Origin of the sequence: Cystobacter fuscus DSM 2262 (assembly GCF_000335475.2) — a bacterium.
In the GTDB taxonomy this organism is placed as follows: Bacteria; Myxococcota; Myxococcia; order Myxococcales; family Myxococcaceae; genus Cystobacter; species Cystobacter fuscus.
In genome coordinates, this window is sequence record NZ_ANAH02000011.1 from 198,618 (window position 1) to 212,951 (window position 14,334).

Here is a 14,334-nt window from a genome sequence, read left to right on the forward strand (position 1 = left end):
GCGCGGCCCTGGGGGTGGACTCCACCCATGTTGAACCTTCCAGGCTACACGCTCCGTCGTCCGGTCCGCGCCACCGACTCGAACCTGCTGTTCCAGGCGGTGCGCGAGGCGGATGGTGCGTCGGTCATCATCAAGACGCCCGTGGGCCCCTGTGCTGGCCCGCGCGAGGACGAGCGGTACCGCCGGGAGCACAACATCCTGCGGAGGCTGCTGGGCGTGCGTGGCGTCACCCGGCCCCATGGTTGCGAGCGGGTCAACGGCCGCCCCGTCCTGGTGCTGGAGGAGGTGCAGGGGGTGGCCCTCTCCGAGGCGGTGGGCCAGCCCTTCGAGCTCACCCGCTTCCTCGAGCTGGCCGTCTGCCTGACCTCGACCCTGGCGGAGATTCACCTCCGGGGAGTCATCCACAAGGACATCAAGCCCTCCAACATCATCGTCATGCCCTCGGGCGAGCCGCGCATCATCGACTTTGGCGCCGCCACCCTCCAGCGCACCGAGCATGTGGACGCGGCGCCGACCCACCTGATCGAGGGAACGCTGGCCTACATGTCCCCGGAGCAGACGGGGCGCATGAACCGCGTGGTGGACTACCGCACCGACTTCTACTCGCTGGGCGTGACGTTCTACGAGTTGCTCACGGGTGTCCGGCCCTTCCAGGGGCGTGACGCGCTCGAGTGGTTCCATGCGCACATGGCCCAGCTGCCGAGGCCTCCGCACGAACTCGTCGCCAGCGTCCCACCCGTGCTGTCCGCGATCGTGATGCGGTGTCTGGCCAAGGTCGCCGAGGAGCGCTACCAGAGCGCCGAGGGGCTGCGGCACGACCTCGCGGAGTGCGGGGAGTGCCTGCGCCGGGGCACCCTCGAGCTCTTCGTGCTGGGCAAGCGGGACATCCCCAGCCGCTTCCAGCTCCCCCAGCGGCTCTACGGGCGAGACACCCACGTCGCCACCCTGCTCCAGGGCTTCGAGCGAATCGCGCGCGGAGGCCGGCCCGAGCTCATCCTGGTCCGCGGCTACTCCGGCATCGGCAAGTCGTCGGTGGTCCACGAGCTGCACAAGCCCGTGGTTGAGCGGCGCGGGTTTTTCCTGAGCGGCAAGTTCGATCAGCTCCAGCGGGATGTTCCCTACGCCACCCTGGCCCAGGCCATCCAGGGGTTGGTGCGCCAGTTGCTGGCGAGCACCGACGAGGAGGTGGCCCGGTGGCGTGATCGCCTGCGGGAGGCCCTCCAGGGCAACGGCCAGGTCCTCGTGGAGCTGGTTCCACGGCTCTCGCTCCTGCTGGGCCCGCAGCCGGCGGTCCCGGAGCTTCCGCCCGCCGAGGCACGGCACCGCTTCAACCTGGTGTTCCTCCGCTTCCTCGGCGTCTTCGCCACCGCCGAGCACCCGCTCGTCATGTTCCTGGATGACTTGCAGTGGGCGGACCTGGCCAGCCTCCGGCTCCTCCAGTCCCTGCTCACCGCGGAGGAGGCGCCAGCGGCGCTGTGGATCGGGGCCTACCGGGACAACGAGGTCAGCCCCTCCCACCCGCTGATGATGACGCTCGGGGAGGTGCGCAGGGCGAAGGTCGCGGTGATCGACCTCCAGCTCGCGCCGCTGAGCCTGGAGCAACTCCAGCACCTCGTGGGCGATGCGCTCCCGGGCGCGGGGGCGGAGGTCATCCTGCCCCTGTCGGAACAGGTGTACGAGAAGACCGGCGGCAACCCGTTCTTCCTCCTGCAGTTGATGCAGGCGTTGCACCACGATGGCCTCCTCGTCCGCACGCCCGGAGGGGGCTGGCGCTGGGATGTCGAGGGCGTGCGGGCCCGCGGGTACTCCGACAACATCGTCGACTTCATGGCGCGCAACCTGCACCAGCTTTCCGCGAGCACCCAGCACCTGCTCCCCCTGGCGGCGTGCGTGGGCAACAGCTTCTCACTCGGGATGCTGGCCCTCATCGCCGGCCTGGAGGCGGACGAGGTGGAGCGGGGCCTCGAGCCGGCGCTCCAGGCGAGCCTGGTGGTGCGCAGCGCCTCGGAGCAGTACCGGTTCCTGCATGATCGCATCCAGCAGGCGGCGCATGCCCTCATCCCCGAAGGCGAGCGCCAGGCGATCCACGTGCGCATCGGGCGCCTGCTGCTGGAGCGCCTGTCCGCCGAGGAGGTGCGCGAGAGGCTTTTCGAGATCGTGAGCCAGCTCAACACCGGGGTGGTGCTCATCAGCGGCCACGAGGAGCGCCATCGTCTCGCGCGCCTCAACGCCGAGGCGGGCTGGAAGGCCCGGGCCTCCAGCGCGCACGGCTCGGCCGCCGCCTATCTCGCGATGGCCTTCTCGCTCATCCCGGGCGATCCCTGGGTGCTGGACCCCGCGCTGGCCTTCAAGGTGCGGCTGGATCGGGCGAGCAGCGAGCTCATGAGCGGCAATCTCGCCGAGGCCCGCCGCCTGCTGGAGGAGCTGTGCTCGCGGACACGGAGCCGGGCGGACATCGCCGCCGCCTACACCTTGAGGCATGAGGTGCACCTCATCGCCGGCGAGATCGAGGCCTCCGTCACCTGCCTCCTGGAGGGACTGACCCTGCTGGGCATGCCGATGTCTCCGCATCCCTCCTGGGAGGAGGCCGTGGCCGCCCGGGAGGAGGTCCAGGCCCTGCTGGGTGGCCGTTCCATCGAGAGCCTCGTCGAGCTGCCGCTGATGACGGACGCGGACATGAAGCAGGTGATGGGCGTCCTGGGCCGCCTGTTCCCCTCCGCCTACTTCACCGACAACAACCTGCTCGTCCTCCATGTCTGCCGGATGGTCTCCCTGAGCCTGCGCTACGGCAACACCAACGAGTCGGCGATCGGCTACAGCTCGCTCGGCATCCTGCTCGGGACGTTCTTCAAGAGCTATCAGGAGGGCTACGCCTATGGCGTGCTCGCCCGCGCGCTCGTCGATCGATACGACCTGACCCAGGAGCGGGTCCGAGCGCTCTTCAACCTGGAGATGATCAGCTACTGGTGCCGGCCCCTGGCCGAGTCGCACGCGCACGCGCTGAATGCCTTCCAGCACGCGGTCCAGAGCAACGACTACCTGTTCGCCTGTTACATCGTCGGCCATGTCGTCTGGAACCGGCAGGCCATGGGGCACCCCCTGGATGACGTCTACCAGGACGCGCTCGCCCGGATGGACTTCATGCGCAAGACGGGCTTCGTGGGGGTGGTGGATACCACCCTCATCGTCCTGCGCTACATGCAGACACTGCGGGGCCACTCGCCCACGTTCGGCACGCTGGATGGGGAGGGGTTCGACGAGAAGGCCCTCGAGGCCTCGTTGTCGCCGGCCCACATGAGCAGCATGGTGTGCCAGTACTGGCTCTCCAAGATGCAGGCGCGATTCATGTGCGGCTCCTACGCGGAGGCCCGCGAGGCGGGGGACAGGGCGGCGGCGTTCATCTGGTCCTTCATCGGCATCATCCCGCTCCTGGACTTCCACCTCTTCCGCGCCCTCACCCTGGTCGCGTGCTGCGAGGGCGCGACGGAGGAGGAGCGGCGGCGCTACCTCGAGGCCGCCGAGGCGCATGGGCGACAGCTCGAGGAGTGGGCATGTCACTGCCCCGAGACCTTCCGCGCGCTCGAGCGGCTGGTCTTCGCGGAACTGGCCCGCGTCCGGGGCAGCCTGGAGCAGGCGCTCCCCGCGTACGAGGAGGCCCTTCGCTCGGCGCGCGACCACGGCTTCATCCACCACGTGGCCTTGGTGTGCGAGCTGGCGGCGAACTTCTACCGCAAGCGGCAGGCCCCTTTCATCGCGGAGGCCTACGCGCGCCAGGCCCGGGAGGCATACGCGCAGTGGGGCGCCCAGGGCAAGGTCAAGCAGTTGGACGCCCTGTGGCCGTCCCTGCTGAGCCCGGCGGTACCCAAGAGTGGCACCACCACCTCCTCCTCGGAGTCCCGGGAGATCGACGCGCTCGCCGTGGTCAAGGCTCAGCAGGCCATCTCCAGCGAGATCGTCCTCGAGCGGCTGGTGTCCACGCTCATTCGGGTCGCCACCGAGAACGCGGGGGCCCAGCGGGGAGCCCTGCTGCTGCCGCGCGGTGACAAGCTCGAGGTCGTGGTCGACACGGAGGACTCGGGCGGCACGCGGGCCGCTCTGCCCTGGACGATCCTCTCCTACGTCCGGCGCACGCACGAGCATGTGCTCATTGGCGACGCGGCGGCGCCTCACCCGTTCTCGGGCGAGCCCTACCTCGAGCACGGTGGAGCCAGGTCCGTGCTCTGCCTGCCGCTGATGCGCCAGGAGTCGCTGTCGGGGGTGATGTACCTGGAGAACCGGTTCGCCTCCGGGGCGTTCACGCCGGAGCGCATCCTGTTGCTGGGGCAGCTCGCCTCGCAGGCCGCCATCTCCATCGAGAACGCCCGGCTGTACGCCGAGCTTCAGCGCACCGAGGCCGCCCTGCGCTGCGCCAACGACGAGCTGGAGCGGCGGGTGGAGGAGCGCACGCGCGAACTCAAGCAGGCCCAGGCCCAGCTGGTGGACACGGCCCGTGCGGCGGGCATGGCCGAGGTCGCCTCGGACGTGCTGCACAACGTGGGCAACGTGCTCACCAGCGCCGTCATCAACCTGGATCTGATGCGCTCCGGGGTCGCGGCCTCGCGCTTCGAGCGGGCGGCTCAACTCTCCGCCCTGCTCAAGGAGCACCAGGCGGACCTGGTGGGCTTCCTGACGCGCGACCCGAGGGGCCGCCTCCTGCCGGACTACCTGCGGGCACTCACCGAGGAGCTCCGTCAGGAGCGGATCCAACTCCAGACGAACCTGAACGAGATGGGTCTGCATCTCGAGCACATCCACGCCATCATCCGGGTGCAGCAGGACTACGCCAGGACGTCACTCATCCTCAGTGAGTGGGAGCTCACCCAGCTCATCGAGGACAGCCTGCGCTTCCAGCTGGCCACGCTGCAGCGTCACGGTGTTTCCGTGACGCGCGAGTTCAACGACGCCCCCAGGATGCAGGTGGACAAGCACAAGGTGCTGCAGATCCTCATCAACCTCCTGAGCAACGCCAAGGACGCCATGGCCGAGGTCCCCGAGGGGCGACGTCACCTGTGCGTGCGGCTCACGGTTGAGGGGAGCGTGGCCCGGATTCAGGTGGTGGACAGCGGCAAGGGCTTCGCGCGGGAACTCCACAAGCAACTCTTCGCGCTCGGCTTCACCACCCGCGAGGAGGGGCATGGCTTTGGCCTGCACTCGAGCGCGCTGGCGGCGCAGGTGATGGGGGGCCGTCTGCTGCTGGAGAGCGATGGCCCCGGCAAGGGCGCCACGGCCACGCTCGAGCTCCCACTCACGCGGCCTCTCTGACAGGGAGGCGATTCTCGAACGGGTTGTTGTCCAGCGACACCCGGGGGTTGGAGAGGAGAGCCGTGCCGGCCTCAAGAGGCTGCGCGTCCGCCGATCTCCGGGAAGCGCTCGTAGGCCCGTTTGAGCGCTTCCAGGTGGGCGGGGTTGTCCAGGTCGAGCGGCGCATCCGTGAGCGGCACGACCCACCCGCCCGATGGCGTGCGCCGCGCCCGCGAGAGCAGTTCCTCGTCGCGGGCGGGATCCGGGAACCCGATGGTCTGTGAGGCAGCGTCAGACCAGTAGTTCAGCCACCCGAGACAATGTGGAATCTCGGGCGCGGGGATGGCGTTTGGGAGCTTGAGCGCTGGCAACCCCCGTGGTGGCTTTGGTGGCCCATACATCTTCGGCCCCATCTGCTCCGCAATGACGAGCATCACATTTCCCGGTGTTATGTGCCCCCACAAAGCCTGTGCACCCTCTGCCACACCTGCCAATACACCTTTCGCGGCGGCGATAGCGGCTTCTTCCAGCGGCAACATCGCATGGATTTGAAGCTGCGGCTGGGCGCCCGGATAACGGCCCGCCGGGATTTCCCATCCGCCTAGTGTCACGACATGGTTGTCATCGTCATTACAGAGAAATGGAAAATCCCCATCTGTTCTCTCTCTCTCGACCCATTCATCTCGTTGGGGCAGGGAAACGAGTCCTTCCTCCTTGGACATCGTCCATCCAAGGCGCAAACCAGGGAAAGCTCGTTCCATCCCATGAACGATGGCAAGTCTGCGCTCATCACGATTCATGAGTGAAGGTGCGTAGATATTGAGGGTGAGGGATTTTTTTGCGTCTGACATTTCAACGCCAGTTCATGACTACTATATCGAGACTGGGGTCTGCTCGGAACAGAGCTGCCTTATGTGCTTCGCTACGAACGCCGACGACAAATTTAAAGCCACATTCCTCGGCAAGCCTTCGCTCTCGCTGTATTTCCGGCAACTTCATTTCAACGAAGAACTGCTGCGAGCGAGGCGGTTGTTCCTCGAAGTCATCCGTTTTGACCTCCCAGAGCGTGCGCGTGGCCAGCTGCAGCGCGTCGAAGTTTTTCCCATTCACATACACATCCCCACCCGGGAAGGTGTTGCCCGGCATCTTGTCGGCGCATTCGTTGTGCGGGTCATGCCCGCCACGGTGGCGCGGCAAGGGGATGGGCTTGCATCTTGGGTCGTCTTCTTCCTGGGTGAGGGCGGTCGCGGGCTGCTTTCGCGGTGCCGGCTCCCGGGCCGGTGTTTTCGCCGCACGAGGCTGAGCCTCCGTTCCACCATGAGCTGCCGCGAGGCCTTCGAAACCTCCCGCAGCCGGGCCTCGTACTCTCCTTGAGCGTCCACCCACTCTGGGCGACGGTCGATCTCCGGCCCGGCGGTGCTGGAGGGGTGGAGCAGGACGAGGCCCACGAGCAACGGGCCCACTCTGGGGAGGACTTCAGCCAACGTCCTGGCGCGTCCCGCCTGCGCGACACCCTCCGCCCCCCTCACCACCTCGGCGGCTTGCCCGCTCGCTTTCGCGGCTGTGGAAAAGCGCTCGAAGGCCCGTTCCGCTGCGGTCAGCTTGCGATCCAACGCTTCCCATTGACGCGGCTCCAGGTCACTGCGCGCCCGAGACAACAGGGTCCGGGCCTGCTCCAGGTCCGCCCTTCCAATCCGCGGCCCTGGCTGCACCGGGTCCATCGGCGCGGACACGAAGCGGATGCTCGGGCTTGGGGAAGGAGTCGGAACGAAGGCGTGGGGCCGTGGCATCGCCGGAGCGGCGGGCACGCTCGCGCAGCCGACGACAAGGAGCAGGAGGGCGCTACAAACGAGTAACCTCATGGCCACGCCCTTTCAATCAAGCGTGGGGGAGTGGGTCAAGCCCACCGCGAGCAAGGCAAGAGCCGTGGGCAGTGGCACTACCGCGGTCGAGGACCCGGGCGAGGCCTTATCGGGTCGAGAACTCGTTGTCGTCTCCTTGTCCAACTACGCCGCCTGGTTCGACCTGGACGGCCCGGGTCATTCGGGGCGCGCACGCGCCGCGAGCGTCGTCGTGAAGAACTCCAGCCCATCCTCGCGGCCTTGCTCGAACAAGCGCTCGACGATCGTCACCCGAGGAAGGAGCGCGGTGATCAGCGGTGGCTCCTCCTTGGGGAAGATGTCGAACCGCTTGCGCTGGAAGGAAGGTATAGGGGAGACCAGAACCGTGTGGGCATCCAGTTGGGGCAAGTTGTTCGAGGCCCCTCCGTCCAGCGCGGGAAAGCCGCCGTAGAAGACGGGCCGTTCGTAGTACAGGGGGATGTAGCAGGACGCGAGCGCGATGCGGAGCAGCTCCTCGTTCGAGCGGAGTTCGCGCTCTGGCAGCAGCAGGTTGCGCAGGGTCGGCAGGCGGGTCACCGAGATGTGGACCCGCCCCCGCACGCGCAGATAGGCGTCCTCGGGCATCAGCCGCCGCAGGCCCGCGGTCACCGTCTGGCTCATCCGCCCGAAGGGTCCCAACCACCTCGGCTCCGCGTCTCGCACCATCGTGATGATGAAGTCCAGTGCGTCCGCCGTCTTGATTTCCGCGGCCGCCAGGATCGCCGCCAGGCTTCCAGAGGAGGCCCCCAGGAACGTCGTCCGCGACAGGTCGCACACCTCGCGCGCCACATCGATGACGCCGAGATGGTACGAGATGAGCCACGCGCACCCGGCGAAGGAAATGGACGGCAGCGGAATGCCCGGGGACTCCGTTGGCGCAGGCTCTCTCCTGTTCAGGACGATGCTGCTCATGGGTTCATGGACCTCGGCGCTCGGTGCACCCTCTACTATATCGCACCAAGGTCCCACCCGTCCGCTGAGCCCCACTCGAGGGCCCCCGGATCGCCCGAACTCATCACGGCCGAGTCGTTGAGCTACCTGAGCCGAGAGACGCTCAGGCCTCGACCTTGCGCTCGTCCCCGTTGGGGCGCAGCGCCGGGACTTCCAGCTCCTGAGAGCCATTGGTGGTGGTGGGGAGCATCGCCGCGTCGACGGCCCGGAGCGCGTCGCCCTCGAAGCCGTGGAAGGCCACGGTGCGGTGCGGGCGCACCTGGGAGAGCGAGTACAGCTCGTTGTAGGCGTGGAGCACCCGCGACTGCTTGCCCAGCACCGTGAAGGCACGGCCCACCGCCGCCGGGTACTGGCCCTTGGCCTCGGCCACCAGCGCCGCCACCTGGGCGCTCGTCTGCGCGTCCAGGAGCGCCACGCGCTGGCGTCCCTCCTCCTCCACCTCCGCCGTGGCGCGCTCGAGCCGCGCCGACAGCGTGTCGAACACCTGCTGGGCCACCTCGGGGCGCAGGCTCACGTTGCGGATGAGCACCCGCTCCACTTCCAGGCCCCAGCGCTGCGTCTCGTCCTGGATGTCCTGGCGCACCTTCTCGCCCAGCTCGCTGCGGTCACACAGGATGTGCTCGAACGAGCGGTTGCCGAGGATGGACAGCGCCGCGTGGGTGACGAGCGCCCGGAGCGACTTGTCCCAGTCCGCCACCCCGAAGAGCGCGCGCGCCGGATCCGCCACGCGGAACTCCAGCCACAGGTCCACGATGACCGTGGTGCCGCGCGCGTCGTTGACCTGGATGTTGGTGATGTCGCGGAAGTCGCGCGCCCGGCTCACCGGGAACGTGCGCACCCAGGGCAGCACGCGCTCGGGCACCCAGTGCCAGCCCGGCTTGTTCAGCGTCTTCTCCAGCTTGCCAAAGCGCGTGACGAGCACCGTCTCCTCGTCCTCCACCTGGAGGCCGAAGAGCTTCCCCAGTCCAATCAGGAAGGGGAGGGTGCACAGGCCCGCGACGATACCGCCGATGAGTTGAAGCAGTTGGCTCGAGTTCATGGGGGTTATTGTCCCTTGAGGTAGACGGTGCGCGACTCGGACATGACCTCGGACCGGCGGCGCGACACGTAGAGGTGGAGGGTGTTCTGCCGGTCGAGCTCCGAGAGGAACTCGCCCAGCTTGAGGATTTCCGTCTCGGTCGCCGCGGCACGCGCCCGGGCGATCTCCACGCCGCGCGCGGCGGCGAGCACGCGCTGCTGGCACTCCGCTCCGGCGCGCGCATAGGCCGCGTCCGACTCGTTCTGCGCGGCGATGACGGCGTTGAGCGCGCTGTCCAGCTCGTCCGGCGGCAGCACGTCCGTGAGGTCCACGCCGACGAACTGCACGCCGTACTTGCGGCCGATCTCCTTGTGGCAGAACGCCTCGATGCGCTGGCTGAGCAGCCGGCGCTCGCGGCGGATGAGCGCGTAGGAGTTCTCACCCGTCTGGTGCGTCGCGGCCAGCGCGCCGCTCACCGTCTCCGGACCCGCGGCGGGGGCGTGGAAGTTGGCGATCTCGTTGCGCAACAGGCAGGAGAACAGCCCGGTGATGTGCTCCACCGGCGCGCGCAGGCCGAAGAGGAAGTGGCCCAGGCTGTCGCGCACGGGCACGTAGCGCAGGGTGCTGTCGAAGCGCAGCACCGTGCCATCTCCCGTCATGGCCGTCTGGCCCCCCTTCTCGCCGGCCAGTTCCAGCGCCTGCTCCATCATGGGGATGTCATGCGCCTTCTCCCAGGGCAGCTTGCGGTGCAGCCCTGGCCCCCAGGTGCGCAGCGTCTTGCCATCCGACTCGGTCCGCGCCGCGCCGAGAGCGGTGAGCACCGACAGGTGTCCCTCCTCCACGCGGAAGAAGCAGCGGGACAGCACATAGGCGCCGTAGACCGTCGCGCCCATCAGGATTCCCATCAAGAACATGTTCGTGTGACTCCGTAGGAAAGGTTGTCGTTCACAGGGGCCCCGCGCTCAGAAGCGCTCGTCACGGGCGCGCCGCCAGTTCGTCCACCCGGACTTGGGCTCGGTGTTGTTGTGGGTTGTCAGGGGACGCGTGGTCTGCCGGACCTCGCCGTCCTGGGTGCGGTAGGCGGCGGCCAGGCCGCGGTTGACGTCCACCACGTCCTCGTTGAACTCGCGGTGGGCCTCGCTCACCGGCGGCAGGCGCTCGGCCTTCTCCGCGGTGTCCACGATGGAGCCGTGGGGGACGAACCTGCCGTCCGGCACCTCCACGCCCACCACGATGGCGCCGATGCCGATGTAGCAGTGGCTGCCGACGACGGCGTCGTGCACCACCGCCTTGAAGCCCACGAAGGTGTCATCCCCGATGTAGCAGGGGCCGTGCACCAGGGCGTTGTGGGCCATGGAGACGTTCTTGCCCACGTACACCGCCCACTCCTCGCCGCCCACCACCACCTTGCGCTCCTTGAGGGCGTGGATGACCACGCCGTCCTGGATGTTGGAGTTGGCGCCGATGTGGAAGGGCGTGCCCTCGTCCGCGCGCACCGAGCTGCCCGCGGCGATGTGCACGTGGTCGCCGAGCACCACCCGGCCGATGACCGCCGCCTGCGGGTGGACGAACGAGGAGTTCGACATGAGGGGCCGGGACTTGATGTGCCGCAGCCAGCCGAGCGAGTGCGGCGAGGCCTCCAGGTGGCTCGGGTGCCGCGCCTCGGCGTGGGCCCGCGAGAGCACCGCGCGCACGCCCTGCTGCTTCTGCTCCACGGAGGGCGCGCTCGGGTGCGGCTTGTGCCGACGCCGGTGCATCCAAGCCCCCACCGCGTGAATCACCATGCCGCCCGTGAGGCCCTCCACCAGGTGGCCGCTCAACGTGCCCCCCGCGGTGACGAGGAAGGCCACCGCCTCCACCCGCTCCTCCTTCCACAGGTGCACGAGCGTGCCCACCTCCACCAGGCGCAGGCCCACCACGCAGAGCAGCCCCGCCAGGCCCGCCAGCGGCACCTTGGCGATCTGATCCGACAGGTACAGCATCACGAAGAGCAGGGACGCGGAGTGCAGGAAGGCGGCGAGGCGGGTGCGGCCTCCGCTCTGCACGTTGACACCCGAGCGCACCACCACGCCCGTGACGGGCATGCCGCCCATCACTCCGGAGCCCAGGTTGGCCAGGCCCTGGCCCAGCAGCTCCAGCGTGGGCTGGTGGGGTCGGGAGGTGGGCGCCATGCGGTCGGTGACCCGCGCGGACAGCAGCGACTCGGCCGCGGCGAGGATGCCGAGCGGCAGGGCCGCGGCGAACAACTCCAGCCACCGGCCCTGCAGGTCCGGCAGCCGGGGCGGGGGGAGACTGGAGGGGACCTCGCCCACGCGGGCGATGTCCCAGCCGAGGTAGCTGGCCAGCGCCGTGACGATGCCCACGCCCACCAGCGCCGCCGGGAAGCGCTTGAGGTGCCGCGCGGCCACCACCAGGAAGGCCACCGCGAGGCCCGACAGCGTCGACAGCCAGGACACCTCGTGCAGCCACTCCGGCCGGTGCATCATCTGCGCGAGCTCGAACACCCGGTAGTCGAAGCCGAGCAGCTCGGGAATCTGTTGATCGAGCAGCTTGATGCCCACGCCCGTGGTGAAGCCGGCGAGCACCGACTCAGGTACGTACTTCATCAGCCGGCCGGCGCGTCCGAGGGAGAGCAACAACTGCATGCAGCCCACGGCCATGGCGGCGGCCGCCGCACCCGCCACGCCGAAGCGGGCGACCAGGGCGAACACCATGGTGGACAGCGCCGCGGCGGGGCCCGTCACCTGCAGGGGCGTGCCACCCATCATCGCCGCGATGCCGCCGCCCACCACGCCGGCGATGAGGCCCGCCGAGGGGGGCAGGCCGCTGGCCACCGCCAGGGCCAGGTTGAGCGGCAGCGCCACCGCCGCCACGGTGACACCCGACAGCACGTCCTGGGGAATGAAGCGCACCACGTCCTTCCAGGAGTCCACCAGGTAGCGGCGCACCGAGCGCCACTCGGCGCCGAAGCCGTCCTCCGAGGGCGGGGGGCGTTGTCTCTCCAGGACGCGCGACAGGGGCCTTGGCGCGGGCAGGCGCCGGGCGCGCGTCAGGGCACTCTTCTCGCGCGTCAGGGCATTCTTCTCACGGGCTCGTTGCATGGGCATACACGTGTGCGGATCGGCACGTGCCAGAGGGCACGCAGCCAGGGGGAAGGCCGCCAGGCGAGAGGGAAGGACACGGGAGTGCCTTCCCGCACGCGGAGGCGGGGTGGAGGGTGGACGTGGCGGAGCGCCGCGCGGGCACGCGGGCCCGTCACGCACGCGCGCGCATCAGCACCCGGGGCGCTGGCACCGGGCGGACGTCGGGCGTGAGCGCAGTCCGCTCAGCGACAGAAGGGCTCTTCGTCCGGGACTGGATTCGAGGGCCGCCACACCATCACCTGCCGGGGGGTGATGACCTGGGCGGGCGGCAGCACCCGCGCGCGGCGCTCGTGCCGCACATGCGGGGTCTCTCGAGGAGGACGCGGAGGCAGGCGGCGTACCCCCGACAGCCGCGCCATGATGCGCGAGAGCGTGAAATCCTTGTCGAGTGATTCCTGCGTCTCCTCGGTCGCCGCGGCACTGCGGACGGCCAGCTTCCAGGTGTAGGCGGTGAGCGGGCCGACCAGCCCGAACACCAGCAACCCCAGCAGCATGTGATGGATGACGCGCCTCATCGGTCTTGGTGCCCCCCACACAGGCGGTAAAACCAGCCAAAACCCATTCTTCTAACACCTCTGGGCAGGTCATGTGCAAGTCAAACGCACCAGGACTTTTCTCATTCCTACAAAGAAAAGTGGATGATGGATGGATTCGTTTCACCCGAAAGTAGTTGAGGGAATCTAATGAGTCGCATCCATCAGGCTCAACTCGTGGGGAGCGCTACGGCGCGCCCAGTAGCTCCAGGGCGGACGTGGTCAAGGTGGTGACGCCGGTGCGCAGCGTGCGTTCGCGATCGGGCGAGAAGAGGGGCGAATGCAGGGAAGGAAGGGTTTCGCCCGAAGCCTTGGCCTGCGCGTGCCGTTTGGGTTCCACCGTGCCCACTCGGAGCATCACCGAGGGGACGCCAGCCAGGCCGTACTCGGAGAAGTCCTCGCCGCCCATGACGGGTTGGCCCTCGTTCACGTTGGGGGCGCCGAGCATGCGCGACAGGGCCTCCGCCAGCCGCTTCGTCAGCTCGGGATCGTTGTAGGTGGCGGGCGTGCCCTCGGCGATGGCGATGTCGGGCTTGCGCGGGGCGCCGGCGGCCTGGGCCTCGGCGTTCACCACGCGCTCGATGGCGGTGAAGAGTTGCTGGCGCACCTCGGGCTTGTAGCTGCGCACGGTGAGCTGGAGCTTCACGGCGTCCGGGATGATGTTGTGCGTGGTGCCGCCGTGGATGGAGCCCACCGTCACCACCGCGGGCTCCAGGGGAGACTTCTCCCGGCTCACGATGGTCTGCAACGAGAGGATGGTGCGGGCGGCGAGCACGATGGGGTCCACCGTGGTGTGGGGATAGGCGCCATGGCCGCCCTTGCCGTGCAGGGTGATGTCGATCGAATCCACGCTCGCCAGGGCATAGCCGGGCACGTATTCGACGGTGCCCGCCGCGGCGGTGGCGCTGTTGTGCACGGCGAGGGCGAAGTCGGGCTTGGGAAAGCGCTTGTAGAGGCCGTCGCCGAGCATCCGCTTCGCCCCGCTGCCGCGCTCCTCGGCGGGTTGGCCCACCATGACGAGCGTGCCGCGCCAGCGCTCCTTCGCGCGCGCGAGCAGCGTGGCGGTGCCCAGCCAGACCGTCATGTGGACGTCATGTCCGCAGGCATGCATGACGGGCACGCTCTGGCCCGCGTCGTCCTTCATCTTCACCTGGCTGGCGTAGGGCAGCCCCGTCTTCTCCTCGACGGGCAGGGCGTCCAGGTCGGTGCGCAGCAGCACGGTGGGGCCCTGGCCATTGCGCAGCACGGCCACCACTCCGTGACCGCCCACCTTCTGCGTCACCTCGAAGCCGAGCTGGCGCATGCGCCCGGCCAGCTTCGCCGCCGTCTTCTCTTCCTGGAGGGACAGCTCGGGGTGCTGGTGCAGGTCGCGGTAGAGGCCATCCAACTCGGGATAGAGCGCGTCGAGGCCGGCGAGCACGGGGGCGGGATTCGTCGCGGCATGCGTGGCTGCGGGGAGCCCGAGCGTCGCGGCGAGGCACAGCGGCAGGAGGGGGAGTGTTTTCATGGTGGCGACGTCGTACTCCCGT

The 14,334-nt window shown here is 68.7% G+C and carries 9 protein-coding genes; 1 reads left to right on the forward strand and 8 read right to left on the reverse strand.

Translation table 11 applies throughout. The features are described 5' to 3' along the window. Window positions 1-27: 27 nt before the first annotated feature. Window positions 28-5,301: a trifunctional serine/threonine-protein kinase/ATP-binding protein/sensor histidine kinase gene (locus tag D187_RS21175; protein ID WP_020918175.1), complete on the forward strand. Its 5,274-nt coding sequence runs from the start codon at window positions 28-30 to the stop codon at window positions 5,299-5,301. A 71-nt stretch (window positions 5,302-5,372) separates the two neighbouring features. On the opposite strand, the gene D187_RS21180 is transcribed toward D187_RS21175, so the two are convergent. The 8 genes from D187_RS21180 to D187_RS21215 form a co-directional block, all read right to left on the reverse strand. Next, window positions 5,373-6,131 (reverse strand): DUF5953 family protein, encoded by a 759-nt coding sequence (locus tag D187_RS21180; protein ID WP_020918176.1) that lies wholly within the window; start codon window positions 6,129-6,131, stop codon window positions 5,373-5,375. A 1-nt stretch (window position 6,132) separates the two neighbouring features. Next, window positions 6,133-6,666 (reverse strand): DUF6310 domain-containing protein, encoded by a 534-nt coding sequence (locus D187_RS57980; protein WP_245591776.1) that lies wholly within the window; start codon window positions 6,664-6,666, stop codon window positions 6,133-6,135. A gap of 653 nt (window positions 6,667-7,319) precedes the next feature. After that, a complete protein-coding gene (locus tag D187_RS21190) occupies window positions 7,320-8,072 on the reverse strand; it encodes a patatin-like phospholipase family protein (RefSeq protein ID WP_002622611.1) in 753 nt (250 codons plus the stop codon). Window positions 8,073-8,214: 142 nt separating this feature from the next. Next, window positions 8,215-9,150, reverse strand: a complete 936-nt coding sequence (locus D187_RS21195) for an SPFH domain-containing protein (RefSeq protein WP_002622612.1) — start codon at window positions 9,148-9,150, stop codon at window positions 8,215-8,217. A gap of 5 nt (window positions 9,151-9,155) precedes the next feature. Continuing rightward, entirely contained in the window at window positions 9,156-10,043 is an 888-nt protein-coding gene (locus tag D187_RS21200) for an SPFH domain-containing protein (protein WP_002622613.1), read from the reverse strand. A gap of 48 nt (window positions 10,044-10,091) precedes the next feature. Further along, the gene (locus D187_RS50190) at window positions 10,092-12,230 is read right to left on the reverse strand and encodes a SulP family inorganic anion transporter (RefSeq protein WP_002622614.1); all 2,139 of its coding nucleotides are present in this window, start codon (window positions 12,228-12,230) and stop codon (window positions 10,092-10,094) included. A 224-nt stretch (window positions 12,231-12,454) separates the two neighbouring features. Then, window positions 12,455-12,787 (reverse strand): hypothetical protein, encoded by a 333-nt coding sequence (locus D187_RS21210; RefSeq protein WP_155893484.1) that lies wholly within the window; start codon window positions 12,785-12,787, stop codon window positions 12,455-12,457. A gap of 205 nt (window positions 12,788-12,992) precedes the next feature. Then, on the reverse strand, window positions 12,993-14,312 hold the full coding sequence (locus D187_RS21215) for an amidohydrolase (protein WP_002622617.1): 1,320 nt from the start codon (window positions 14,310-14,312) through the stop codon (window positions 12,993-12,995). Between the last annotated feature and the right edge of the window lie 22 nt (window positions 14,313-14,334).

Excerpts from the sequence above, each read along its gene's own strand:
- D187_RS21175 (WP_020918175.1), top strand. The coding sequence starts at position 28 with ATGTTGAACCTTCCAGGCTACACGCTCCGTCGTCCGGTCCGCGCCACC.
- D187_RS21180 (WP_020918176.1), bottom strand. The coding sequence starts at position 6,131 with ATGTCAGACGCAAAAAAATCCCTCACCCTCAATATCTACGCACCTTCA.
- D187_RS21190 (WP_002622611.1), bottom strand. The coding sequence starts at position 8,072 with ATGAGCAGCATCGTCCTGAACAGGAGAGAGCCTGCGCCAACGGAGTCC.
- D187_RS21195 (WP_002622612.1), bottom strand. The coding sequence starts at position 9,150 with ATGAACTCGAGCCAACTGCTTCAACTCATCGGCGGTATCGTCGCGGGC.
- D187_RS21200 (WP_002622613.1), bottom strand. The coding sequence starts at position 10,043 with ATGTTCTTGATGGGAATCCTGATGGGCGCGACGGTCTACGGCGCCTAT.
- D187_RS50190 (WP_002622614.1), bottom strand. The coding sequence starts at position 12,230 with ATGCAACGAGCCCGTGAGAAGAATGCCCTGACGCGCGAGAAGAGTGCC.
- D187_RS21210 (WP_155893484.1), bottom strand. The coding sequence starts at position 12,787 with ATGAGGCGCGTCATCCATCACATGCTGCTGGGGTTGCTGGTGTTCGGG.
- D187_RS21215 (WP_002622617.1), bottom strand. The coding sequence starts at position 14,312 with ATGAAAACACTCCCCCTCCTGCCGCTGTGCCTCGCCGCGACGCTCGGG.